The 26122-nt window shown below is 37.7% G+C and carries 24 protein-coding genes; 5 read left to right on the forward strand and 19 right to left on the reverse strand.

The genetic code is table 11. The annotated features are described in order from the left end of the window. Window positions 1–206: 206 nt before the first annotated feature. From QNH29_RS22130 to QNH29_RS22150, 5 genes are all read right to left on the reverse strand, one after another. The gene (locus tag QNH29_RS22130) at window positions 207–890 is read right to left on the reverse strand and encodes a c-type cytochrome (RefSeq protein WP_283861463.1); all 684 of its coding nucleotides are present in this window, start codon (window positions 888–890) and stop codon (window positions 207–209) included. Window positions 891–900: 10 nt separating this feature from the next. Continuing rightward, window positions 901–1350, reverse strand: coding sequence for a PCYCGC motif-containing (lipo)protein (locus QNH29_RS30350; protein ID WP_349654866.1), 450 nt, complete (start codon window positions 1348–1350; stop codon window positions 901–903). A gap of 186 nt (window positions 1351–1536) precedes the next feature. Then, entirely contained in the window at window positions 1537–2094 is a 558-nt protein-coding gene (efp, locus tag QNH29_RS22140) for an elongation factor P (protein ID WP_283861464.1), read from the reverse strand. Window positions 2095–2114: 20 nt separating this feature from the next. Then, window positions 2115–3176 (reverse strand): M24 family metallopeptidase, encoded by a 1062-nt coding sequence (locus QNH29_RS22145; RefSeq protein WP_283861465.1) that lies wholly within the window; start codon window positions 3174–3176, stop codon window positions 2115–2117. 106 nt (window positions 3177–3282) lie between these two features. Then, window positions 3283–3780, reverse strand: coding sequence for a YqhR family membrane protein (locus tag QNH29_RS22150; protein ID WP_283861466.1), 498 nt, complete (start codon window positions 3778–3780; stop codon window positions 3283–3285). A 339-nt stretch (window positions 3781–4119) separates the two neighbouring features. Here QNH29_RS22150 and QNH29_RS22155 point away from each other — a divergent pair, with 339 nt between their 5' ends. Next, window positions 4120–4509 carry an SA1362 family protein gene (locus tag QNH29_RS22155; RefSeq protein ID WP_283861467.1) on the forward strand — a complete coding sequence of 130 codons (390 nt, stop codon included), beginning with the start codon at window positions 4120–4122 and terminating at the stop codon, window positions 4507–4509. 27 nt (window positions 4510–4536) lie between these two features. Here the strand turns inward: QNH29_RS22155 and QNH29_RS22160 are convergent, their stop codons facing one another. Then, a complete protein-coding gene (locus tag QNH29_RS22160; RefSeq protein WP_283865715.1) occupies window positions 4537–5421 on the reverse strand; it encodes a patatin-like phospholipase family protein in 885 nt (294 codons plus the stop codon). Between the two features lie 86 nt (window positions 5422–5507). After that, window positions 5508–6533 (reverse strand): spore photoproduct lyase, encoded by a 1026-nt coding sequence (gene splB / locus QNH29_RS22165; protein WP_283861468.1) that lies wholly within the window; start codon window positions 6531–6533, stop codon window positions 5508–5510. A 194-nt stretch (window positions 6534–6727) separates the two neighbouring features. Here splB and QNH29_RS22170 point away from each other — a divergent pair, with 194 nt between their 5' ends. Then, window positions 6728–8518 carry an urease accessory protein UreH domain-containing protein gene (locus QNH29_RS22170; protein ID WP_283861469.1) on the forward strand — a complete coding sequence of 597 codons (1791 nt, stop codon included), beginning with the start codon at window positions 6728–6730 and terminating at the stop codon, window positions 8516–8518. A gap of 50 nt (window positions 8519–8568) precedes the next feature. Here QNH29_RS22170 and QNH29_RS22175 read toward each other — a convergent pair whose 3' ends face one another. The 6 genes from QNH29_RS22175 to QNH29_RS22200 all read right to left on the reverse strand — a co-directional run bounded on the left by QNH29_RS22175 (window position 8569) and on the right by QNH29_RS22200 (window position 15342). Then, on the reverse strand, window positions 8569–9939 hold the full coding sequence (locus QNH29_RS22175) for a HAMP domain-containing sensor histidine kinase (RefSeq protein ID WP_283861470.1): 1371 nt from the start codon (window positions 9937–9939) through the stop codon (window positions 8569–8571). Continuing rightward, window positions 9940–10626 carry a response regulator transcription factor gene (locus QNH29_RS22180; RefSeq protein ID WP_283861471.1) on the reverse strand — a complete coding sequence of 229 codons (687 nt, stop codon included), beginning with the start codon at window positions 10624–10626 and terminating at the stop codon, window positions 9940–9942. It abuts the gene before it with no gap. A gap of 126 nt (window positions 10627–10752) precedes the next feature. Continuing rightward, window positions 10753–13167, reverse strand: a complete 2415-nt coding sequence (locus QNH29_RS22185) for a heavy metal translocating P-type ATPase (RefSeq protein WP_283861472.1) — start codon at window positions 13165–13167, stop codon at window positions 10753–10755. A gap of 84 nt (window positions 13168–13251) precedes the next feature. Then, window positions 13252–13458: a copper chaperone CopZ gene (copZ, locus tag QNH29_RS22190; RefSeq protein ID WP_283861473.1), complete on the reverse strand. Its 207-nt coding sequence runs from the start codon at window positions 13456–13458 to the stop codon at window positions 13252–13254. A gap of 177 nt (window positions 13459–13635) precedes the next feature. Beyond that, on the reverse strand, window positions 13636–14370 hold the full coding sequence (locus tag QNH29_RS22195; protein WP_283861474.1) for an urease accessory protein UreH domain-containing protein: 735 nt from the start codon (window positions 14368–14370) through the stop codon (window positions 13636–13638). A gap of 153 nt (window positions 14371–14523) precedes the next feature. Beyond that, window positions 14524–15342, reverse strand: a complete 819-nt coding sequence (locus QNH29_RS22200; protein ID WP_283861475.1) for a DUF8832 domain-containing protein — start codon at window positions 15340–15342, stop codon at window positions 14524–14526. A gap of 279 nt (window positions 15343–15621) precedes the next feature. Between QNH29_RS22200 and QNH29_RS22205 the strand changes: the two genes are divergently transcribed. Beyond that, entirely contained in the window at window positions 15622–16806 is a 1185-nt protein-coding gene (locus tag QNH29_RS22205; RefSeq protein WP_283861476.1) for a chromate transporter, read from the forward strand. Between the two features lie 49 nt (window positions 16807–16855). Here the strand turns inward: QNH29_RS22205 and QNH29_RS22210 are convergent, their stop codons facing one another. Continuing rightward, window positions 16856–19405 (reverse strand): vitamin B12-dependent ribonucleotide reductase, encoded by a 2550-nt coding sequence (locus QNH29_RS22210; RefSeq protein WP_283861477.1) that lies wholly within the window; start codon window positions 19403–19405, stop codon window positions 16856–16858. Window positions 19406–19785: 380 nt separating this feature from the next. Here QNH29_RS22210 and QNH29_RS22215 point away from each other — a divergent pair, with 380 nt between their 5' ends. Continuing rightward, window positions 19786–20265, forward strand: coding sequence for an SRPBCC family protein (locus QNH29_RS22215; RefSeq protein WP_283861478.1), 480 nt, complete (start codon window positions 19786–19788; stop codon window positions 20263–20265). Between the two features lie 36 nt (window positions 20266–20301). Here QNH29_RS22215 and QNH29_RS22220 read toward each other — a convergent pair whose 3' ends face one another. Then, window positions 20302–21138, reverse strand: a complete 837-nt coding sequence (locus tag QNH29_RS22220; RefSeq protein ID WP_283861479.1) for a lipoate--protein ligase family protein — start codon at window positions 21136–21138, stop codon at window positions 20302–20304. A gap of 180 nt (window positions 21139–21318) precedes the next feature. Between QNH29_RS22220 and QNH29_RS22225 the strand changes: the two genes are divergently transcribed. Beyond that, window positions 21319–21702 (forward strand): rhodanese-like domain-containing protein, encoded by a 384-nt coding sequence (locus QNH29_RS22225; RefSeq protein ID WP_283861480.1) that lies wholly within the window; start codon window positions 21319–21321, stop codon window positions 21700–21702. On the opposite strand, the gene QNH29_RS22230 is transcribed toward QNH29_RS22225, so the two are convergent. The 4 genes from QNH29_RS22230 to gcvT all read right to left on the reverse strand — a co-directional run bounded on the left by QNH29_RS22230 (window position 21691) and on the right by gcvT (window position 25928). Beyond that, complete coding sequence (locus QNH29_RS22230) at window positions 21691–21924, reverse strand: hypothetical protein (RefSeq protein WP_283861481.1); 234 nt, start codon at window positions 21922–21924, stop codon at window positions 21691–21693. The genes QNH29_RS22225 and QNH29_RS22230 overlap by 12 nt on opposite strands. 79 nt (window positions 21925–22003) lie before the next feature. Next, window positions 22004–23464, reverse strand: coding sequence for an aminomethyl-transferring glycine dehydrogenase subunit GcvPB (gene gcvPB, locus QNH29_RS22235; protein WP_283861482.1), 1461 nt, complete (start codon window positions 23462–23464; stop codon window positions 22004–22006). Beyond that, window positions 23457–24803 carry an aminomethyl-transferring glycine dehydrogenase subunit GcvPA gene (gene gcvPA, locus QNH29_RS22240; protein WP_283861483.1) on the reverse strand — a complete coding sequence of 449 codons (1347 nt, stop codon included), beginning with the start codon at window positions 24801–24803 and terminating at the stop codon, window positions 23457–23459. The genes gcvPB and gcvPA overlap by 8 nt, the downstream gene beginning before the upstream one ends. Window positions 24804–24824: 21 nt before the next feature. Next, on the reverse strand, window positions 24825–25928 hold the full coding sequence (gcvT, locus tag QNH29_RS22245; protein ID WP_283861484.1) for a glycine cleavage system aminomethyltransferase GcvT: 1104 nt from the start codon (window positions 25926–25928) through the stop codon (window positions 24825–24827). Window positions 25929–26122 lie beyond the last annotated feature (194 nt).

Below are 26122 nucleotides of genomic sequence, written 5' to 3' on the forward strand. Positions count from 1 at the left end.
CCTTTTCGTCAATAAATCACCACACAATGTTCACATTTACCTATCTACCATTGATGCCTCCCTGTTTTTTTATATCCCAACTAGCACTATATACCCTTACCTATTTACCCGGATGGCATGAACATGAACATTTTGTTAATTTAGATCCATTAGGGTATTTTTGAGCTGGATTTCAAAAAAAAGAACCTTGAGACCATTCGCTGGTTTCAAGGTTCAAGATAATTATTTTGAATTTTTTCAGGTTGTTTAATGGTTCGGATATAACTAACAATATCAGTTATTTCATCTTCAGTAAGCTGTCTTACTCCGTCAAGACCTTTTAGTGATGGAGCCATCCTTGTACCCTCACGTCCATAAGCAGTAGCAATCCAAATCTGCTTGTCTGCGGTGTATTTCAAGTACTGTGGATTTGATAGGGCTGTCCCCATTTTTAATTTCCCTGCACCAGCTTCACCATGACAGTTAATACAATATACATTATATAGTTTCTCGCCGTTAACAACATCACCGGCAATTGTCTGTGGAACATCAAACTCAATCTCCTCAGACTGCCAATTCCTTATAAAGGCAACAACATTATTTAAATCCTCATTAGACATTCTCTTTTCGTAGCTAGGCATGCCAGTTCCTTCTCTGCCATATTTAACACTATTGAATATATCTTTATTACTTACAGAATTTAAATAGTTTTGATTATTTATTGCTGTACCGGCATTTTTTCCTTCCCCTTTGCCAGTTTCACCATGACAAATCAGGCACTGCTTGTTATAGATCTTTTCACCGGCAGCAATTGATTCCTTATTTTCATCGTTAAAAATATCACTATTTACAATACAGATAAGAATCCCAATAATGATTATCGTGTAAAGGCCATATAATAGTTTTTTCATTGGTTATCCCTTACTTAGGTTCTGGTGTCGGAGTTGGCTCCCCAAAATCTTGATATTTGGTAGTAATTAAGTCATATATTTTCTTAGGGCTTTTACCGTCAAGATGCATCTCTACCGCCTCCCGGGCGATATCTATACAGACGTCTCAGGATATACTCATTGAATCCCAGCCGGTAACGGCCTTATCATCTCCAAATGAATCAATATAACAATCCAAATTACTTTCATGTCCATCTTGTGCATAACAGCCGCAATAGCAAGGTACACCTGCTACAACCTCTGGATAGTTTGATACCATTGCATATGTTTCTTGAATTAAATCAGAAGAATTTAAAACATAATCTGGCAGTGGCAGATGTTTTTTATCTAAAGTTACATTTATCTCTTTAGAACTGCCGCAGGCTGCAACTAATAGACCGATAGCAGTACAGAGAAACAAGAGAGATAGAATTTTTTTCATTTCTGTGTCACCCCTTTTGTTTATATGTTGTAATTCTACTTTATATTAACAAAAACTAATCATATGAATTGAAAGTAAATATTACTATTTAGTGAAGTTTTCGCAATAGGGAAAGAAAAAACTTTTTTTCATGTTTATAAAAAAAACTAAGACCGTAAAAAAACCGGTCTTAGTTTAATGAGTTAATTATGCACGAGAAACATAGGAAGCTTCTGTAGTATTAATAATTAATTTATCTCCTTGGTTAACGAAGAATGGCACTTGAACATTAAGCCCAGTTTCAAGAGTAGCTGACTTAGTGCCGCCTGATGAAGTATCACCTTTAATTCCTGGCTCTGTTTCAGCAACTTCTAGGACAACAGTGTTTGGCAGTTCCACACCAAGTGTTTCATGTCCGAACATCATGATATGAACTTCCATGTTTTCTTTTAAGAACTTTAATTCATATTCAATATTGCTTGCAGGAAGCTCTACTTGTTCATAAGATTCCATATCCATGAACACATGCTGATCACCGCTGGCATATAGATATTGCATTTTACGGTTATCTATTTGCGCTTTTTCAACTTTTTCACCTGCACGGAATGTTTTCTCCTGGATTGCTCCATTACGAAGGTTACGAAGCTTTGAACGAACAAATGCTGCGCCTTTCCCTGGTTTTACGTGCTGGAAATCAAGAACGCGCCAAAGCCCGCCGTCCACTTCAATTGTTAGACCTGTTTTAAAATCATTAACAGAAATCATGTTTTATCCTCCTATGTCGATTACAAAATAATAAGTTCTTTTGTAGAATGAGTAAAAGCTTCGTTGTGGTCCTTCGTAATGAGAGTATCATCTTCAATTCGAACCCCGCCAAGTCCTGGCAGGTAGATACCTGGTTCAACCGTTACAATCATGCCCGGTTCAAGAACAAGATCGGAACGGAAAGAAAGAGCCGGACCTTCATGGACCTCAAGTCCTATACCGTGACCGGTGGAATGCCCAAAATAATCTCCATAACCTTTTTCTGTTATGTAATCTCTTGTTAGTGCATCTGCTTCTTTTCCTGTGATCCCAGGCTTAATACCAGCCATTCCCCTCAATTGGGCTTCTAGAACGATGTCATATATTTCCTTAAGCTTTGCCTCAGGTTCACCTACTGCCACTGTTCTAGTGATATCTGATACATAGCCGTCATAATAAGCACCAAAGTCTAAGGTTACAAAATCTCCTTTTTCAATCACCTTATCACTTGCAACTCCATGTGGGAGCGCAGAGCGATACCCAGAGGCAACAATAATATCAAAGGAAGAAGAAGTTGCGCCTGCCTTTCTCATAAAGAACTCTAATTCATTGGATACTTCAAGCTCCGTTTTTCCTGGTTGAATAAAATCCAATATATGCTTAAACGCAGCATCGGCAATATCTGCAGCTACCTTTAATATCTTAATCTCTGCTTCTGTCTTAATCAAGCGTAATTTTTCTATAACGCCTGAAACAGGAACAAGTTCTGCTTCGAGTTCTTTTTCATAAGCTTTATAAGTGGAAAATGTTAAATGATCTTCTTCAAAACCAAGTTTCTTTATACCCAGGTTTTTTGCTTGTTTCGCTACTTCTTCCACAAGAGTTCCTGCCATCTTGACAACTTCATACCCTTGACATTGGTTTGATGCTTGTTCAACATAGCGGAAGTCAGTAATAAATTGTGCTTTAGAATCACTAATGAGCACAACTCCCGCCGAACCAGTAAAGTTCGTCATATAGCGGCGGTTAAATTGACTTGTTATTAAAAAACCATCAATGCCAAGTGTAGAAAAACTTGCCCTTAATTTATCTATCCTTTCCATCTTCTCCCACTCTCCCATATGTAATTATCTAACAAAAAATAAATTATCTTTTGAAATTATCAAAAATTATTTTATCACAACTCTGACTATAAAGACTAATATGGGATTATGAAGCGGTCTCATTTTCTTCGGTATGATTGATTTCATACTCATAGTTGATGGAATAGCCTATAAATAATCCATAAACCAAATATAAACAAATTGTTGTAATAACCGTATCACGACTTAAGTCTAGAAATGGCTTTATCCCTGGGAAAATCGGATTTAACACCAAGTACACTAGTAAAAAGAGTACAATCCCAAATCCTAAACCCAACCAAATTCCATTAAACCTTTTTAGTGTCAGGGAATAAAGAAAAGCAGCAGCAACAGAAAGAATCCCAAGTAAAATGATCGAAATAACCGTCCCAAGCCATTCATTTTTCCAGTTTCCCAATGCCCAAGGTCCTAAGATCACATTTGGTCTAATTTCTGTGAAATTAAAGTAGTATGCTAAAAAACCCATTGTCCCCCAAAATAGGCCTCCAAATAATCCCGTCCAGAAAACTACGGCTGTAAAAGACATTGGTTTTGGATAATTTGATTTCTTTGACCCATTAGCCATAATAATCTACCCCCTTAAAAACTTTATTTTACTTCAAAATTTAATCCATAAGAATTCCACCATATTATGCCCATTCATTGCCATTCACTTGCATAGAATTAACTTTTTAATTGGAAATATTATGTCATCCTAGAGGTTTTTTCATGGTTGAAGTAGAATAAAATTAAGTACATATTAATTTTCCAAAGTAAGCTAAAAAGTTTCTCCATATCTCCTGTCTTAATCATAAAGAACAAACGGAGAGTGATGATATAATTGCTTAAAATAGAAGAAATGTCTAAAACCTTATTAATTATGTGTTTAAAAAATTAAAAAAATGCTTATGATGCTCTTAGGGAGGTGGCTTTCTTGAAAAATCGGATTTCCGTTCCTTTGGTTGGCAGTGTAATTGTTTTGGGAATAATTGGCATTATAGGGGCTTTTGCAAACGATCCTATCGGTTTTCTTAAGAATATCGTGGTGTTCGCATTGGTCGGTTTAGCCATTTATTTTGTTTTTAGATTAATTCGTAGATCAAATCCTAGGAATAAAGAACAGCAGGCCTTTATTAAAGCGGCTAAGAAGTCCAAAAAACGATTACAAGCTAAAGGTGGAGAACAATCAATAAAAAGTACATCCTTTGGTCCACTTACTTCATTGAAGAAAAGCAAAACAAAAAAGAAATCCCCTGTTCACTTAACAGTCATCGATGGCAAAAAAGGCAAAAAGAAAAATCGAGCGTCATTATAAACGCTCGACTTTTTTATTTGCTTCCATCTAGTAACACCAAGACTTAAAGAACTTCTTAGCAGCCTCTCTGCCTAATTCAAACAATTCCTGTTTCTTTTCATCTGTCAGATGAAACTCTATTGATAAGGCCCCCTCAGAAGGTACAAAAATGATGTTTTGGGCATGTTTTCTAGATACATACCGCGAATCATGCGCATCCTTCATCGTTTCAAACAGTGCTCCAAATAACTGAATGGCATTTTTGATTTTATGTTTTTCATGCTCGTATTCATCTGCGCTTAATTTAATTCCGATTACCGGCCTTACCTTTTGTATATTTTCCCTGTCAAATAACCACATTGGGAAATTGCTTAATACTCCTCCATCAACAATCACATTTACTCCATCCATCGATTTTAATTTAACAGGCTCAAAAAAATAGGGAATACTGCAGCTCATTCTTACAGCTTTTGCGATTGAAAAGGATTCAGGAGGAATACCATATCTAACTAAATCATCCGGCAGGACCATCAGCCTGCCATTTGAGAGGTCGGACGCGATTATTCTTAAGTTCTGCGGCGGCAAATCCGAGAATGTTCTTACACCTTTTGCTGCTAATTTCTCTTCAAGCCACTTTTCCAGCTCGTTCCCTTTATATAAACCCAACTTCCAATAAACAAAAAGCCATTTAGCCAGTGGAAAAGGAATAATCATTTTTCGAGCATCGAGAAACTTAGTTAAATCCAGGTCATCAAGAACTTGTTCAATCTCATGACTTCCATATCCTGCTGCAATTAAAGCGGCAACAATCGACCCAGCACTCGTTCCAGCAACTCGCTCGAATTGAAAACCTCTTTTTTCAATTTCTTGAATTGCACCAATTAGGGCAAATCCTTTAATGCCTCCTCCAGAAAAAACACCGTCTATTTTCATGGCAGTCACTCCTAAAGGTGTACTCATTGTTACATCTTTAAGCGATTACTCATCAAAATAGTACGGTGTACGAGCAAAAAAATTTTTTATGTGAAATATTCGATGATTGCATTTGGAAAATATTCGTCAATGTACCTGCGAATCGTCGTTTCTAATTCATTCGCCTCTTCTGTTGGATAAACATATTTCCCAATTCCATAACGGCCCCATTTATATTTACGTTTTTCCTCATCCATTTCAAGCTTGGTTTTTGGATATCTTTTTGCAATCACGTTTTTTGCAGGCTTTGTAAAGCGGTGTTGGATAAGTTCAAACGTCAAATCCGGTATTTCTAAGCCTGCCAGTTCCTCACTTAATCGTTCAAAAAGCTCACGATATCCTTCCTTCCAATCTTCATGTAAATATATGGGTGCGACAATAAATCCTAAAGGATAGTTTGCCTTTGCGACCTTTCTAGCTGCTGATAATCGATCTTCGAAGGAAGATGTTCCTGGTTCAAAGTTTTTTATTACGTATCGTGAATTAACACTAAAACGGAACCTTGTTTTTCCATTGTGATTAGCATCTAAAAGATGATCTACATGATGGAACTTTGTTACAAATCGTAGTCTCCCAAATTCGGACTGTCCAATGAACTCAATTGTCTTCTTTAGAGAGTGTGTTAAATGATCTAAACCAACAATGTCAGAGGTACATGCCGCTTCAAATCTTGTTATTTCTGGCTTTCGCTCATCCATGTACTTTTGAGCCTGCGCAAAAATATCCTCTAAGTTTACATAAGTGCGTATATAGGGTTTACTGCCAAGCGTGGTTTGTAAGTAACAATAGTGGCAATGCCCCATGCAGCCTGTAGCCAACGGAATAGCATATTCTGCTGAAGGTTTAGATGTATCAAATTTAAGTGTCTTTCTTAGTCCTACTACGAGGGTTGATTTTGCATTTCGGTATTTCTGATTTTCATTCTCTCCTGGTAAATCACGAATCTGGTTATGTGAGGTAGTTTCTCTGATTTCAAGGTTTAATTTTTCAAATTTGTCTTTCAGTTCTCTTCCAAGCGGGTATTCTAAGGCTCTCGGTTCAAAATACACTAATTGAGGCATAAAAGGTTCCAAATTGATTCCTCTTTTCAATCTTTTTTTATAGTATGAGCAATTATATTATTAACATGGTTCATAATTTGTTTATATTTTGTCTACAAATTGTTCACCTTACTACTCTTTTTCTTCATATCATCAACACAATAATTTCCTATACTTAATCTATTAATTAGTTAATGTTGATTAACGGGTAAAGGCAGGGAACTTTTATGAGCATAAAAAGCGAAAGCATAAAGGTGTATGAGATGACTTGTACAACCTGTGAGAAGCGGGTTGAACGGACAGTAAAGAAATTAGAGGGTGTAGTAAATGTTAAAGCAAGCTTTAGTGGTCAATTTGCGGAGATTGAATATGATGATGAACTATGCAGTTTAAATATAGTAAAAGCAGCCATTCAAAGTGTTGGCTATAGCACAGAAAAGTCTAATGACTATAAGTTTATCGGCATTTTCATCGCGGCGGCAGCCGTCGTCCTGCTTGGAGTTAATTCTGGAACTTATGATATGGAATCACAGCTTATTAATGCCTCATATGCGGTATTATTTGTTGCAGGTGTAATCACTTCTATTCATTGCGTTGGAATGTGCGGCGGGATTATGCTCTCACAAAGTATTGGAAAAGAGAGCAAGAATAAATTTGAAGCGATAAAACCAGCACTTTTGTATAACGCTGGCAGAGTGGCTGCATATACCATTCTAGGCGGCGTGATTGGTGCAATTGGTTCTGTTTTTGCTCTATCCATTAACGCCAAAGCAGGACTACAGTTATTTGCCGGTATATTCATGATAATGATGGGGTTTAATATGGCAGGGTTTAAGGCTTTTAGGAAATTCCACATTAAGCTGCCTAATGTTGCCTGTAGAGCAATGAGTAAACCGAGAGCCCCGTTTTTTGTCGGGCTTCTAAATGGGTTAATGCCATGTGGTCCATTACAAACGATGCAAATATTTGCTCTTGGAACTGGGAGTGCCGCAGCTGGTGCGTTATCAATGTTTATGTTTTCAATCGGTACTGTCCCATTAATGCTGACATTTGGAGCTTTGTCAGGATTATTAAGTAAAGGGTATACAAAGAAAATCCTAAAATTCAGCGGTGTTTTAATTATTATGCTTGGTCTTATTATGAGTAATAGAGGGCTTGCTCTCGCCGGTATGAATTTAAGCCCGATGGCTATTATGGCTAATATTGGTGCCTTTGGTGAGACAAGCGCCTCATCAGACCCATCTAATGCGATTAAAGCAACCATTCAAGATGGTGTTCAGGTTTTGAATATGACTGCGAATGTATATGGCTATACTCCCAAAACTCTTTATGTCCAAAAAGGGATGCCGCTTAAATGGGTTGTAGAAGGCGAAGAAATTACTGGCTGTAATAATACCATTGTAGTTCCTGATATGAATATTCAACAGAAGCTGCAAAGCGGCAATAATCTAATTGAATTCACACCTGGGGAAGAAGATTTAAACTTTAGCTGTTGGATGGGAATGAAACGTGGAGTAATTAAGGTGGTAGATGATCTTGAAGCAATTACAGCTTCAAGCAGTGACGGAGAGGGACTTGATTCAGCTGTAACTGCTCCAGCGGCGGTTCCTGTAAAGCCTAGTATCTACGGAAATGATTTTAGTAAGGTAGCAACGGATCGTTTAGTTAAAAAGGCTGAAGTGACTGCAAACGGGCAGACAATTGCCATTAAAGGAACTGGATACGAGTTTGAGCCGCTTATAATAATAGTGAATAAAGAAATAAATACAAAAATGGCATTAGATTTAACTGCCTTTGATAATGCTGAAGGCTACTTTATGATTTTGAATTCATCAACGAAGCAAATAGTAACAGATTTTACGGGAATTAAAGGAATAAATAATATTGAATTCTCAATTAGTGACAGCGGATCATTCGGTATTTTCTTAAATGAACAAGAATTACTTGGAATCATTGAAGTTGTTGAAGATATTAATACTGTGGATGTTGAAAAGGTTAGAGAGAAATTTATTCAGTAAAAAAAGAGCTTTGGAAATCAATTGATTCCCAAAGCTTTTTTTATCATCTTTTAATTTGTTGTATTAAAATAGACTTTTACTTTCGTTCCTATACCTTCCATACTTTCAACCTCAATCATTGCATTATGGAGCTCTAGTATATTTTTAACGATTGTTAAACCGATGCCATTCCCTTCTATTTGATTCCTGCTTTTATCACCTCTATAAAGCCTTTCAAAAATAAACGGTAAATCCTCTTCCTTAATCCCGATGCCGGTATCTATCACTTCAACAACGATGTGATGCTTATCCTTGTATAGTTTAATACCAACCTTTCCATTAGTATCAGTAAATTTAATAGCATTTGATAATAAATTTATCAATACTTGCTTTATCTTATCTTTATCACCAATAATTTTATATTGTTCATCAGCAGCGATTTCATATTCAAAAGTAATATTCTTATAGTCAGCAGCCTTAAAATAATCATTACTTAAATCAGTAAGTAATCTATCAAGGTGAATCGTTTCATAAATTAGTTTGACGCTTTCTAATTCAAACTCTTTTAAAAGGTTTAAGTCATTTATTAATTTACCAAAGCGGATAACTTCCTCGTTTAAATAATGTAAACCCTCCTTTGAAACTGGTACTACTTCATCCATCATAGCCTCAAGATTATTCTGCAGTACATTTAAAGGCGTTCTAATTTCATGTGTAATATCGGAAACCAGCGTTTTTCTGAGTGTGTCCTGATACTTTAACTTACCTGCAAGGATGTTCACACTCTTTCTTAAATCCTCTAACTCTTTAATATTACTTTTAACATTAGATACTGTATCGAAGTTGCCTTGAGATAAGCTTACAGACATTTTTGCTACTTCCCGAATCGGTGTTGAGAATTGTCTTGAAAAATAAAGACTCAAGCTTACAATGACCATCAGAGTGAGAAATCCGCTAATAATAATACTTTTGTTAATTGATGACTTAAAAGTTAAGTCTTCTTCGGATAAAAGCACAGACGAATATTGTCCAATATCAACAAACCCAACTATCGTACCATCCACTCGAATTTCAAATGTTTTGGTAGTATAAACACCACTATCGTGTCCTGACATTTCTCCAATATGAATTTGGGTTATTAAGTCAGCAGGATCCATTCCCCAGACCGCTTGATTGCTGCTATCTAAAAGGGTCAGACAATAATTCCCCATATTAGCCTCGTGCATTAATTCTACTCCTGTATCTGCGGACCATTTCCCTTCCCTTTTATAGGCTTCCTCAAAATAAGAAACAATTCTTTCATATCTTTTGTTTTGAATATCAATCATGTATTCGTTAAATTTATTAGAAACTGTCAAGTTGACAAAAACGGTAACTAACAGGATAGCTGCCACTGCTGATAGCACCAATAACAAACTCAATCTTCTATTGATGGTTTGCACTTACCTCTCACCGCCAAATTTATAGCCAGCTTTCATTACCGTAACAATATATTTAGGGTTCCTTGTGTCTTTTTCTATCTTTTTACGAATATTTTTTATATGAACATCAATCGTCCGATCATAGCCGCAAAAATCAACACCAAAAACTTTGTCAATCAATTGCTCTCTAGATAATACATTTCCTTTAGCGGTAACGAGGGCACAAATAAGATCAAACTCATTAGGTGTAAACGGAATCTCTTGTGACAATATTCTAACAGACCTTTTATCACAATCTATCACCAAATAGCCATCATCAAAAATCACGTTTGAAGATGGAAACTTTGAGCCAATTCTCCTGAATAAAGCATTGACTCTAGCGGTAAGCTCTCTAGGGCTGAAAGGCTTTACCAAGTATTCATCTGCACCAATATTTAATCCATCAATTTTGTCATTTAAGGAGCCTTTGGCTGTAAGCATAAAGATATGGACATCGGATGTTTGACGAATTATTTTACAAACCTCTTCACCGCTAATATCAGGAAGCATTAAATCTAGTATAATTAAGTTAATATCTTCGGTTTTAAATACATCTAGCCCTTTTAATCCGCTTGTAACACTAGCGACTCTATATCCTTCATTTTCTAAATAGCCTTTAACAACAGTTGATACACTTTGCTCGTCTTCAATTAGTAATATTTGATTCATGCTATTTCACCCAACTTATCAAAATGGATTCCTTATAAAATAAGTATAAGAGTTAAAGATAGTGAAAAATGTGAAAAAGGCTGACAATTATGTGTCAGCCTTTTAGTATTATTATGAATTTCCCATCTATAGTTTTACTTTTTGCAAACGTAAAGCATTAAGAACAACGGATACAGAACTAAATGCCATTGCTGCACCTGCCAGCCATGGGGCTAAGAAGCCTAACGCAGCAAATGGTATGCCAAGTGAATTATAGGCAAGTGCCCAGAATAGATTTTGCTTAATATTCGTGATAGTCTTCTTACTCATAAAGATTGCGTCTGCAATGCTATTTAAATCCCCGCGAATAAGTGTGATATCAGCAGCCTCCATCGCTACATCTGTCCCAGTTCCAATAGCCATCCCAATATCAGCAACTGCCAGGGCCGGGGCATCGTTTATCCCATCCCCAACCATCGCGACTTTCTTTCCTTGTGCCTGTAATTTTTTAATTTCATCTGCCTTGCCCTCTGGAAGAACCTCTGCAATCACATGATCAATTCCAGCTTGTTTTGCGATTGCAAGTGCAGTCTGCTGGTTATCACCAGTTATCATAATGACATCAAGTCCCTTAGTTTTAAGGCGGTTAATCGCACTCTTCGAGGTTTCTTTAATGGTATCAGCCACAGCAACAGTACCTGCGTATTGACCGTTGATAGCGGCAAGCATAGCTGTCTTTCCTGCCTTTTCTAATTCATCCATTTTTTCAAAAGCGGCGGAGGCATCCACATTAAACTTATTCATTAGTTTTCTTGTACCAACTAATAATTCTTTATCATCAACCATTGCTTTAATGCCAAAGCCAGGAATTGCTTCAAATTCAGAAATATCTTTAAAGGTAATTCCTTTATCTTTTATCCCTTGGACAATTGCTTGTGCTAACGGATGCTCCGATTGCTTTTCAGCGGATCCAATCAATGCTAAGAATTCTTCCTCGTTAAACATTTTGTCTGTAATTACATCCGTTAACACAGGTGTACCATTTGTTACTGTCCCGGTTTTATCCAATACAACGGTTGTGATTCGGTGGGTCATTTCCAAATGTTCTCCACCTTTAAAGAGAATTCCAAATTCTGCAGCTCTTCCCGATCCTGCCATTATGGATGTTGGTGTTGCTAATCCTAATGCACATGGGCAGGCAATAACAAGTACAGCGATCATTTTTTCTAATGCCTCTCCAAAGTCACCAGGAGTAATCCACACAAACCAGATAATAAACGTTAAAACGGCGATTCCAACTACGATTGGTACAAATAATCCAGATATTTGATCTGCAAGTCTTTGGATTGGTGCCTTTGAACCTTGTGCATCTTCAACCACTTTAATAATTTGCGCTAGTGCTGTGTCTCTGCCGACCTTTTTTGCCTCAACTTTTAAAAATCCATTTTTGTTAAGAGTGGCTCCAATGACACCGTCGCCAATCGACTTATCAACAGGAACACTTTCTCCGGTAAGCATGGATTCATCAATGGCTGAATTCCCCTCAATGATGATTCCGTCTACAGGTATTTTTTCACCTGGCTTGATGAGGAGAATATCTCCAACAGCAACTTCTTCTAGTGGGATTTCTAGTTCTTGCCCGCCTCTTTCAACAGTGGCAGTTTTGGCTTGAAGACCCATTAATTTTTTGATGGCTTCTGATGAACGACCTTTTGCTTTCGCTTCGAAGAGCTTACCTAAGATAATTAAGGTAATTAATACGGAACTTGTTTCATAATAAAGCTCCATACCATGTGCGTCTTCCGTAAGAGACATGATTGATAAATACAAACTGTAAAAATAGGCTGCGGACGTACCCAAAGCAACTAGTACATCCATATTTGCACTCTTGTTTCTGAGCGCCTTATAGGCTCCGATGTAAAACTGGGCACCAATAATAAACTGAACAGGAGTAGCTAATGCAAGCTGTACCCATGGATTCATAAACGCTTCAGGAACCCAAAAAAAGGATGTAAATGAAAAATGTCCTACCATGGCCCATAACAAGGGAAGGGACAGTATGGCAGCAAAAATAAATTTGCCACTTTGCTTTTTAATTTCTTGTTGGCGATGATCGGTTGATTCCTTTACATCTTCTTTTATATGAGCTCCATAACCAAGCTTTTCAACTTTTTTGATTATGTCACTCGGTGTTAACACAGAACCATTGTATTCAACGGTCGCTTTCTCAAGTGCAAGATTTACATTTGCCTTTACGACACCATCCAACTTATTTAATCCTTTTTCTATTCTTGTTGAACATGCTGCACAGGTCATTCCAGTAATATCGAATTCTGCTTTTTCGGTAACCACATCATAACCCAGGTCTCTTATCTTTTTTTCAATATCTTCTACGTTAAGTTTTTGTGGATCGTATTTAATAGCGGATTTTTCCAACGCTAGATTTACGGTTGCGTTTTCTATACCTTCTAATTTATTTAATCCCTTTTCAATCCTTAAGGCACAAGCTGCACAGGTCATGCCAGAAATTTGTAAATTGGTTTCTTTTAAAGCTTGAGACATAAAAGCCACCCCTTTATACCCTGTATGGGTATAATTAATTTGAAAAAGAACGTGCTATTCAGTTAGCACGTGTTTTCTTCTTTATTACTCTACGTCGTAACCTTGATCATCAATGGTTTCTTTGATTTTATCAAGTGTTACCTCTTGATTGTTATATTCTACATCCACAGTTTTAGCTTTTAAATTAACTTTCACAGAGCTGACTCCGTTAAGTTCACCGACACTGCCTTCAACTGCTTTGACACAATGATCGCAAGACATTCCTTGTACGTTTAAAGTTACTTTTTCCATTATATATACATCCTTTCGTTATAAGTAATTTTGTTTACCTAGATATTCAGGTAAGGTTCTTAATTATATTTAACCATACCCCCCTACCCTATGTAAAGTGATTTTTATATTTTTATCTTATTATTTTTCAACTTTCACATTTTGTTCATATAGCCATATTTTTATCCAAGAAAGCTGCTACAAAGACCAATAGGTAAAGGTGTCAAATATCCCTAATAAAATAATAAATATCCCTGAAACCCTTTGTATGGCGGCACCGAAATTTCTTCCCTTTTTCATTAATAGCCCGCCTCCACCGAGGTACCAAATAATGAAAATAAATAAAATTAACGGGAGCGCAGTACCAAAAGCAAATATGGATGGAAGGATAAAACCATAAGAGCTGGACAATACAACCGGCATTAAGGTAACAAAAAACAGAATAAACATCGTTGGGCAAAAAGCAAGTGAAAAACTGAAACCAAGCATAAAGGAACCAAAGGGGGTTTCGCTGTTGTAATCTTTAGCTCCTTTAAATAAATTGATTGTTCCTTGTAGTTTTATGAATCCTAACATGTACAAACCTACAATAATTAGCAGCGGTCCCATAATTTTACGGTTCCATGGGAAATACGATATTAGACTATCTTGAATTTCTCTTCCTACTAGCCATACCAGCCCGCCTAATAATGTGAAGGCAGCTATCTTCCCTAAAGTGAAGAAGATAATATCCTTCCAAACAATTTTTTGTTGAAAAGATCGGTTACCATATAGTGTCAAGGCACTGATGTTTCCAGTAAGCTGACATGGTGCCAAAGCTCCCACTATTCCTAGAAGTAAGGCAAATAAGATTGGCCAAGATTCCAGATTATTGGCGATGATAAAAAACGGTTTGCTTACAAATGAACTGAATTGACTCATAAGATTGTACATGGATTCACCTAATTTTTCCTTTAATGATAAAAAGGACTTTTCCTAAGTTAATACTATAACAATAGTAGTCAGATATTATGAAGAACATATGAAGAGTTTTTGACAATTCTGAGGCGGTTTTTACCATATGAAAGTACCGGTGCTTTCAATGGTCTATTTAATCTCTACTACATATGGAAATACAAATACTTTGCCGTTAAATTTAAACTCTGCCCATATCTTATATATCCCCGGTTCTGAAAATTTTGTAGAGAATACAGGTTTATTTCCTTCTAGAGGATGAACGTGAACGTAATTTTGACCTTTTTGATCAAGGATTACGACATGTCCTAATGCTCCGAGATACTGCTCTGGGGTATCTCCTCCTAAATCAAATGTAAGTTGGATGTCCTCATTTACTTTTAATGCACTTGGAAACAGTTTAACTGTATGGCCACCAGCTTCCTTTGTTAATTCCGAATCAACCGTTAGAGAATCTTCCTTATGTTCTGTATGATGTTCCCCTACCATGAATGATATAGGTGTTACCTTATACTTCTTGCCTTTTGGTTTAATATCAACAAATGCTTTATACTCGCCTGCTGGTAATAAATGAGGTACTTTGAACACTCCAGGCTCGTAGGTTTGAGGATGTAAATGGTGATACTCCTTCAAATCGGAGCTGACAACAATTAAATGCAGCAGTTTTTCGTGATTTACTTCTAAATCTGATACAGGGTTTCCTTTTAAATCATTTATATTAATAATTAAATCATTATTTAAAACTTGTAAATCTGTAATGACTTCACTTTCACTATCGTGGTTATCTCTGTTTTCTTCATGTTCATGACCTTGAGAAGTCTCTGCCTCTTGTTCGTGTGGTACCGTTGTATCATTATGAGAATCTGTTTCGTCTGTAAAAGAAGCATAAACATAATAACCTCCCACGACAACCAACAGATATACTAATGCAGAAAAAGCCCATTTTTTCATTTGATTTCACTCCTTAATACCTATATAGGGTATATTTTTTCTAAAAATATAGCGTGCTAATTTAAAGCACACGTTTTTTAAAGATTGTCTTTGGTTTAAAACTAATCCAACATGAAAACATTGTAAATCAGCTGATATAGAAATTATATTATACCCTGGTACGGTATGTAAAGAGATTGATTTACATTTTCTTAATAATTTAGGAGGTTGTTTTAGGTGAATAATTGGAAAAATACAGATAAACTTATCTTATAAAACTTGAAATTCAAAGGGGGATTTATGAAACAAACTAAACTTACTTTACTAATAGAAATCTTAATTGTTTCTACCAAACTTGGGCTAACCTCATTTGGCGGTCCAATTGCTCATTTAGGATATTTTCATGAGGAATATGTTCGGAAGAGAAAGTGGCTTGATGACCAGCGATATGCTAATTTAGTGGCTCTTTGTCAATTCTTACCCGGTCCAGCTAGTAGTCAGGTTGGAATAGGGATAGGAGTGATGCGCGGCGGTTTGTTAGGAGGTATTTTAGCTTTTGCTGGTTTTACAATCCCATCAGTCGTCATTCTGATCCTTTTTGCCCTTTTCCTAAATGAATTGGATATTGGAAATGCCGGCTGGATTCACGGGTTAAAAATTGTAGCAGTTGCCGTCGTAGCTCACGCTATTTTAGGGATGGCACAAAAGTTAACTCCTGACCTTTCTCGAAAAGCAATTGCTTTACTCGCTTTAATATGTACCCTGTTATGGCAAACAGCATATACACAGGTAAGTGTAATCCTAATCGCGGCAGTCGCAGGTTTTATTATTTTTAAGGGGCAGAATGAGGATTCTACAGCTGCTATACAGGTCCCGCTTTCTCGGAGATTTGCATTCATTTGTTTAGGTTTATTTTTCGGTTTATTGATTGTCCTTCCTATTGTAAGAGAGCTTACTGCTTCTAGTTGGGTGGCGATGTTTGATAGTTTTTATCGTTCAGGCTCTTTGGTCTTTGGAGGAGGGCATGTTGTTTTACCGTTGCTGGAACGTGAATTTGTTCCAGGTGGGTGGCTCAGTAAAGAAGCGTTTTTAGCAGGATATGGCGCAGCACAGGCTGTACCTGGACCTTTGTTTACTTTTGCTGCCTATATTGGTGCTGTAATGGATGGGTGGGCTGGAGGTTTGCTGGCCACCTTTGCAATCTTTCTCCCAGCGTTTTTACTTGTTTTAGGAACGTTGCCTTTTTGGGAAAGTTTAAGCCGTAATCCAAAAATTAAAGGTGCATTAATGGGTGTAAATGCAGCTGTTGTCGGTATTTTAATTTCTGCTTTTTATACTCCAATTTGGACTAGTTCTATTCTAGATCCAATGGATTTCGCTTTTGCTGCCCTATTGTTTAGTATGCTTGCTTATTGGAAACTGCCGCCTTGGGTGATTGTGGTTACAGGAATTATTGGGGGTTACCTGCTTAGTTTGATTGGATAATTATTGTAGAAAAAGAGGATGCCCATGGGACATCCTCTTTTATTATTTTTTATAAACCACATTTAAGCTGTGTACCACAGTTAGAACATGTATTACAGCCGCCGATTTCTTTAACTTTTCCTTTGCGGCAGACAGGACATGTGTTTCCAACTTCAGAGCCAATCGTTACATCTGTTGAACGAAGGTCACTAATGGTATCAACAAGAACCACGTGCTGCTTCGTTTTTTCTGTGAATGTTGGAATCTCGTTTTCTTCTGCTTTTAGGGTAAGAACTTGTGAATCACGTGAACCATCCACATAGACTGTGCCACCCTTAGCTCCGCCTTTGTAAAGACGTTCGTAAACTTTTTCCACTTGTTCCACACTATATCCTTGAGGGGCATTAACAGTTTTACTGATTGAGCTGTCAATCCATCGCTGAATAACACATTGAACATCTGCATGTGCTTCAGGTGCAAGTTCCATCGCTGAAACAAACCAACTTGGAAGATTATCTGGATCTGCTTCCGGGTGTTTATCAAGGTATTCTTGAACGATATCAGCCTTCACTTCGATAAATTTCCCTAAACGTCCGCTTCGGAAATACGAGAATGAGAAATAAGGTTCAAGGCCTGTGGAAACCCCAACCATTGTACCAGTTGATCCTGTAGGAGCAACAGTTAGCAAATGTGAATTTCTTATTCCATTTTCTAATATAGATTGACGGACATCTTCAGGCATTTTTTTCATATACCCTGTTTCGATAAATGCTTGGCGTAAACGGTGCGTTTCTTCGCGTGTTTCACCGTTTAAGAATGGGAAGCTTCCCTTTTCTTTTGCAAGTTCTACTGATGTCTTATATGCAGTAGTTGCAATTACTTCAAAAACTTGATCAACAAGTTTATTACCTTCTTCTGAGCCATAAACCGTTTCACAATAGATTAGCATATCATGCAAGCCCATTACACCAAGACCTACACGGCGCTCGCCAAGAGCCTGTTTTTTATTTTCTTCAAGGAAGTATGGCGTAGCATTAATAACGTTATCCTGCATTCTAACGCCTACTGCTACAGTCTTCTTTAACTTCTCAAAATCAACTGACTTTGTTTCTTTATCAGCCATTTCTGCAAGATTAACCGCTGCAAGGTTACAAACAGAAAATGGTGCGAGAGGCTGCTCTCCACAAGGATTTGTTGCCACGACTTGCTGTCCATATGCTTTTGCATTTGTCATGTCGTTGGCATTATCGATGAAGAATATTCCTGGTTCAGCAGAATAAGTTGCGCAAATGTTAATAAGGTTCCAAAGCTCTTTCGCTTTGATTTTCTTATAAATTCGTACTTTGTAACCAAGTTTTTCCCACTCGCGTACGTCTCCAACTTTATGCCATTCTTCATTGTAAATCTTCATTTCCTCTTTATTGTAGATTTCCACATGTGGGAAACGAAGCTCATACTCACTATCATTTTCAACAGCTTCCATAAATTCTTTTGTCAAACAGATAGAAATATTTGCACCGGTAAGGAATTCTGGATTGTGAACTGTATAGTTACCGCCAGTTTGAAGCTTTTCTTCAGCCTCAGCAATGATATCTTCACCGAAACCACCTAATCCAGGAATTTGTTTGTAGTTAACAATTCCCTGATACATGGCTTTCTCTTGGGCAGTTAACGGAGTTAATTTTAGTTTGTCCTTAGCATGTTTCTTGATTGTTTCATCGTTTGTATTTTCTATTAAGAACCTTAGAATTCTAGGGTTTTGCATTTTTGAAATAATAAATTCAATTACATCTGGGTGCCAGTCCGCAAGCATGATCATCTGAGCACCCCTGCGGGACCCGCCTTGCTCAACTAAGTGTGTTAATTTAGCAATATCATCCAACCACGAAACCGAACCAGATGATTTACCATTTACGCCTCTTGCCAAGGTGTTTCTAGGACGTAGTGTTGACCCATTTGTTCCAACACCGCCGCCGCGGCTCATGATTTCCATTACTTGTTTACGGTGATCTGAGATACCTTCACGTGAGTCTGGAACAAAAGGCATTACATAACAGTTAAAGAACGTTACATCTGTTTCTGCTCCTGCCCCGTAAAGAACACGGCCCGCTGGAATGAAATTCATTGAAACTAGTTCATTGTAGAACTTTTCAAACCACTCAATTCGCTTATCTTCTGTTTCTTCAACAGAAGCAAGACCGGTTGCGTTTCTTTTAGCAATTTGCTCATAAAACAATTCTAGAGGCTTTTCAATCACATCTAATGAGCGCCAAATCAATCCTGTTGATGATTCCTCTGGGTCATCTAGGACACCTCTAAATTCCTCTTCTACTAAAACCTTTGCTTTTTTACTCTCCCAATCAATCTCCATGATGTATCCAAGACCGCGTGCTGGGAATTTTGGATCTTCTTTTATAGTGAGAACAACAAAGTCGCCATTTGTTAGGGTGATTTTTGCAGTATCTTTGAAGGTATAGCGGTCCAACATGACCAGTCGTGAAACACCCTTATGAGTTATTTTCATATCTGGGGTTACCGGGTGCACTTGGGGGAATAAGTGGATATCCTCATTCAACCTTTCAAAATCAATATTCATTTTTTGTCTAAAAACTACAGACATGAGAACAACTCCTTCAAAAATTCTATATCTTGTATGTGATTCTAGTAAGTTTTGCTATATCTAGCTGACTTGATATAAATAAGTTACCATAGGTAGTTATAACAAATCAACATATAGTACCGAAAATATTTTCGACACCACTACATATTGTGTTTAAGGCAAAAATTATAGACTTTGTCAAACTCAAAATAAACTAAAAATAAGAGAATAGCTAAGATATCTATTAATTTTCGGCATAAAACAGGAAAATTTAACAAATTTCGCAGGTTGCGATTTTTTAATGCACAAAAATTCAACGTTAATTAAGGACATTAGTGTTATCGAGAATATAAAAAAAGGTATACTTATTAAAAAAGTTTATTAAGAGGAGGAAAAAATAGATGATAGCACAGATTGACAAAGTTGAAAAGGGCTATGCTGCCACATATGAACGCCATCTTAACTATTCGGTTGAAGAGGTTTGGTCTTATTTAACCGATAACGACAAACTGCCAAAATGGTTTTCAGAGTTACGCGTAGAGGAATTGCGTAAAGGCGGAGTCATTAAATTTGATATGGGGGATGGATCATATGATGAGCTTGCTATCTTAGACTTAAAGGTAAATTCTTTTTTGGAATTCTCCTGGTGGGAAGATACCGTTCGGTTCGAATTGATTGAAGAATCAAATGGGTGTTTATTGCGCCTAATAGAAAAAATACATACAATTACTGACCATACTCCAAGAGACCTTGCCGGCTGGCATGTATGTTTAGATGTCATTGAAGCGTTACTAGATGGCAGAACCATTGAACGTAAAGAAGAATGGAAAGTCTGGTATGAAAGGTATGTTAAGGAAATAGAAAAAGTAACCACTCAATAAAAAAACAGGCGGACCCAAATGGGTGCGCCTGATCATTTATCTTTTGAAGTTCCACTCATCACTTTCATATCGCTCTTTAGCGATTCTATTGACGTATGCAAGTTCTTCTTCGGATAATTGATAGGATTCTAGCTTGATATTCAGTCCCTCTGCAAAGCCTTTATAGAAAGCTTCTTTTGCTTCCTCTAATGTGATTCTTCTTGGACTAATTTCATTAATCGCAACTGCCTTATTTTTAAAAGCAGATCTCATCCTGTCCTTTACTCTTTCACTAGGATATTTAAATAAACTAAATAGCTTATCCTCATCTAAATCTAATAAAATGGAACCATGCTGAAGGATTACTCCCTTTTGCCTTGTTTGTGCACTTCCGGCCACCTTACGGCCTTCTACCACAAGTTCATACCAGCTTGGCGCATCAAAACATACTGCTGAACGAGGGTTCTTAAGTGCACTTCGTTCTTCATCAGTTCTTGGGACGGCAAAGTAAGCTTCTAATCCCAGCTGATGAAAACCTTTTAAGATCCCTTCCGAAATAACACGATAAGCCTCTGTTACGGTTTTAGGCATTTCTGGGTGTTCTTCTGAAACAATAACACTGTATGTAAGCTCATGTTCATGAAGGACGCCGCGGCCGCCTGTGGGTCTTCTAACGAATCCTAATCCATGGGCTTTTACTGCCTCTAGGTCGATTTCCTTCTCAACTTTTTGGAAATATCCAATTGAGAGAGTGGCTGGTTCCCAGCCATAGAAACGGATAACAGGGGGAATTTTCCCTTCACTATGCCAATCAAGTAATGCCTCATCCAACGCCATGTTAAACGATGGAGAACAATTGCCGGAATCTATAAAACGCCAAACCTCTTTTTGCATATAAAAACCTCATCTTTATGTAATTTACTCGCATTTTAGTCTACCAAAATCTGAATTAAATTCAAAACATCAAGTTTCTGGTACAATCAAATGAAATATTTTGTCGTTTATTCTTTATCTTTACTAAATTCACTTATATAATAAAACATAGTGTAACACCCTTGAAAGGAGCAATAGAAATTGAATTCACTTTATGTCCTATTAATCATCATCGTAGCAATTGCAGCGTATTCCGTTTTTACCTACTTTTATCAAAAAAAGATTGTTAAAACGGTAACGGAAGAGGAATTTCGTGCCGGTTATCGGAAAGCACAATTAATCGATGTTCGTGAACCGAACGAATTCGAAGCAGGTCATATTTTAGGAGCCAGAAATATTCCAATTTCACAAATGAGAATGCGAATGAAGGAACTTCGTCCGGATTTACCTGTTTATTTATATGATCAAAACGGATTGCGCAGCGCCAGGGCGGCACAATTTTTGTACCGTAAGGGTTACAAAGATCTCACCCAGCTTCAAGGCGGATTCAAAAAATGGTCTGGTAAAGTTAAATCAAAGAAATAATTCATGAGGGCTTCCTATAATGGGAAGTCTTTTTATATTACCATTATTGGATTGTTCCCTTATTTTCGTCCTGCATGAATTACCGGCACAATAACCTCTTGATTGTTCCCCTATTTCCGTCCCACGTGATTTATCGGCACAATATCCTCTTAATTGTTCCCCTATTTCCACCCCACTTGATTTATCGGCACAATCCCCTCTTAATTGTTCCCCTATTTCCATCCCACCTAATATACCGGCACAATACCCTTCACCACAAACCAAAGGTCAGATTCATCCACCTGAATCTGACCCAGAATTTTTAAGCCTTCTGATATTTTAAAATAGGTTTACGGGCAGCGGTTGCTTCGTCCATACGTCCTACTACAGTTGTATGCGGCGCTTCTTGAACGATTTCTGGATTCTCCTCTGCCTCTTTGGCAATTTGAATCATGATGTCAATGAATGAATCCAATGTCTCTTTAGATTCTGTTTCAGTTGGCTCAATCATGATACATTCTTCCACATTTAATGGGAAGTAGATGGTTGGCGGGTGATAGCCAAAATCAAGCAGGCGTTTTGCAATATCCAACGTACGAACACCTAATTTTTTCTGTCTTCTTCCGCTTAAAACAAATTCATGTTTGCAATGCCTATCAAATGGAAGATCATAATACTCAGCAAGTCTTCTCATCATATAATTTGCATTTAATACAGCATATTCAGTTACCGCTTTTAAGCCATCAGGACCCATTGAACGGATGTAAGTGTAGGCACGAACATTGATTCCAAAGTTTCCATAGTATGGCTTCACGCGGCCGATTGATTGCGGACGGTCATAATCAAATACATACTCTTCTCCGCGTTTCGTAATCACAGGCTTTGGTAAAAACGGAATAAGGTCTGCTTTTACGCCAACAGGGCCTGAACCAGGTCCTCCGCCGCCATGCGGGCCTGTAAAAGTTTTGTGCAGATTCAAGTGAACCACATCAAATCCCATATCTCCAGGTCTAGCTTTTGATAACACTGCATTTAAGTTTGCACCATCATAATAAAGCTTACCGCCGGCTGCGTGGACAATTTCAGCCATTTCCACAATGTTTTCCTCAAAAAGTCCAAGCGTATTTGGGTTGGTTAACATTAAGGCAGCTGTATCTTCCCCAACGACCCTTCTTAAGTCCTCAAGGTCAACTAGACCATTTTCATTTGATTTAACCGTAATTGTTTCAAGACCTGCAACGGTAGCTGAGGCTGGGTTTGTTCCATGTGCTGAATCTGGAACGATAACCTTTGTACGCTTCAGATCCCCATTTGCTTCATGGTAAGCACGAATCATCATTAACCCCGTCCATTCCCCATGAGCACCAGCAGCTGGCTGTAAAGTTACTTCATCCATTCCGGTAATTTCAATTAAGTGCTCCTGCAAATCATACAAAAGTTCAAGAGCACCTTGGACAGAGCTTTCGTCCTGTAATGGATGAACATGCGCAAATCCATTAAAACGAGCTACGTTTTCATTGATTTTTGGATTGTATTTCATGGTACAAGATCCTAATGGATAAAAACCAGAATCAACACCATGATTTCTTCTTGATAAAGCAGTGTAATGACGCATAATATCAAGCTCTGAAACCTCCGGAAGCTCTGGCTCCTCGCTGCGCAGGTATCCTTCAGGCAGAAGGCTGCTAAGGTCTAATTCAGGAACATCCATTTCAGGGAGGCTGTATCCAATTCTTCCTGGTGTACTAGATTCAAAAATGAGTGCCTGGTCTTGGTTATGCATGCAAATCCCCCAATTCTTTCACTAGAGTATCAATTTCTTCCTTCGTTCTTTGCTCTGTTACAGCAACAAGCATATGGTTGGAAAGCTCCGGATAGTCACGTCCTAAATCATAACCGCCGATAATTCCATTTTGTAACAAGGCTTGATTGATTTCTTTTACTGGTTTGTTTAATTTCACAACAAATTCATTGAAGGAGTGTCCATCATAGACAATATCAAAGCCAGCTTCTTTAAATACAGTTTTTGCGTAGTGTGCCTTTTGCAGGTTAGCTGCAGCCATTTCACGTACGCCTTTTTTACCAAGGGCTGTCATGGCAACCGATGCTGCTAAAGCATTTAACGCTTGGTTGGAACAAATATTTGATGTCGCTTTATCACGACGTATGTGTTGTTCACGAGCTTGTAGTGTTAATACAAATCCACGGCGTCCTTGATCATCTTGAGTCTGACCGACAAGACGTCCTGGTACCTTACGCATTAACTTATTGGTTACCGCAAAATAACCGCAGTGTGGTCCGCCAAATGCTGTTGGGATTCCAAACGGCTGTGCATCCCCAATAACTATATCTGCACCGAACTTCCCTGGAGGTGTTAAAACTCCCAGAGATAGCGGATTGCTTGAAACAACGAATAATGACTTATTAGCATGGATAATTTCTTCAAGTTCTTTTAAAGGTTCAATTCTTCCGAAGAAATTTGGGTACTGAACAATTACAGCTGCAATTTCTTCATTTGCCAATTCCTTTAATGCTTCAATATCTGTAATGCCATTATTAACTGGCACTTCAATCACATCAAGATACTGACCTTTTGCATAAGTTTTTAGGACTTCCTTTGACTCTGGGTGAACAGCTCCGGATACAATAATTTTTTTACGTTTCGTATGACCCGCACTCAACATCGCAGCCTCTGCTAATGCGGTGCCTCCGTCATACATGGAGGAGTTTGCTACATCCATTCCAGTTAACTCACAAATCATCGTCTGGAATTCAAAAATGGCTTGCAGTTCACCTTGAGAGATTTCTGGCTGATAAGGTGTATACGCTGTATAAAATTCAGAACGGGAAATCACATGGTCTACGATTACTGGCATGTAGTGGTCATATATACCTGCTCCCAGAAAGGATACATTTGTTTTTAAATCTGCATTACGAGATGCCATTTGAAAGAGTTCTTTCATCAAAGAAGTCTCAGATTTTGCCGCTTTGATTTTGTATTCACCTTTGAATCTAACTTTTTCAGGAATATCGCTGAATAACTCATCAACGGAGTTAACGCCAATTGTTTCGAGCATTGCCTTTTTATCTTCTTCAGTCATAGGTAAATATCGATGTTTCATAAACCTAATCTCCCCTCGTGTTTACTTTTCTCGTTTATAAAAAGGTGTTGGTACGACTTTTGCCTTTAAACGTTTACCGCGAATCTCAACCTCAACTTCTGAATCAAGACCTGCATATTCATTCTTAATTAGGACAAGTCCAATATTCTTCTTTAATGATGGTGACTGCGTTCCGGTTGTCACTTCACCAATAAGTTCGTCACCTTTAAAGACAGGGTAACCATGACGTGGAATACCACGGTCAATCATTTCAATCCCTGCTAATTTTCTCGCTGCACCCTTTTCCTTTTGCTGCTTAAGAGCTTCTTTACCAATAAAATCTGCTTCTTTATTTAACTTTACAGCAAAGCCAATACCCGCTTCTAATGGGGAGATTTCAGGAGACAATTCTTGACCATAAAGAGCTAAAGTTGCCTCAAAGCGAAGTGTATCCCGAGAACCCAGCCCACATGGAGCAACTCCATCCTCTTCTCCAGCAGATAAAATCGCCTTCCACAGTTCAACCGCGTCGGATGCATTGCAATATATTTCAAAGCCATCCTCACCTGTATAGCCCGTTCGTGAGACTAGAGCATTTTTTCCATTAATTTTTACTTCTTGTTGGAACTTGAAGAATCCAATTGTACTTAAATCGGTATCATCTGCAAGCTTTTGAAGTACTTTTTCAGCAAGCGGACCCTGAAGTGCTAATTGCGCCATTTTTTCAGATAAATTATCGATCGATACATTACCATCTAAATGATCTTCTAACCACTTAAAATCCTTCTCAATATTTGAAGCATTCACAACAAGTAAATAATGATTGTCTTCTATTTTATAAACGAGCAGGTCATCAACGGTACCGCCATTTTCATAGCACATTGCATTGTACTGTGCACCGCCGTTTTTAATTTTTGAAATATCATTGGTTAACATCTTTTGCAAGTAGTTTAAGCTGTCAGGTCCCTTTACCTCGACCTCTCCCATATGAGAAACATCAAAAAGTCCCGCCTTTGTACGGACTGCTTCATGTTCCTCCTTGATGCTTGAGAATTGAACAGGAAGCTCCCAGCCTCCAAAATCAATCGTTTTTCCACCATATTCCTTATATACTTCATATAGCGGTGTGCGTTTTAATTCAGTCATCAATAATCCCCCTTCGACATAAGATGTTGTTCATTCGCTGTTTCCAATTTTTGGACTAAGTGCTGTAAAACAAAAAAAGGACAGAGACCTCCCTTTAACAAAAAAGAAGGTCTCTGTCCTTGCACCTGAAAGTTTACCTAATCTCGGCTTTCCCCTTTGGTGGCTGCTCTTTTTAGTCAGCACTCTCCAGAGCT

Source organism: Neobacillus sp. DY30 (assembly GCF_030123065.1).
Lineage (GTDB): Bacteria > Bacillota > Bacilli > Bacillales > Cytobacillaceae > Neobacillus.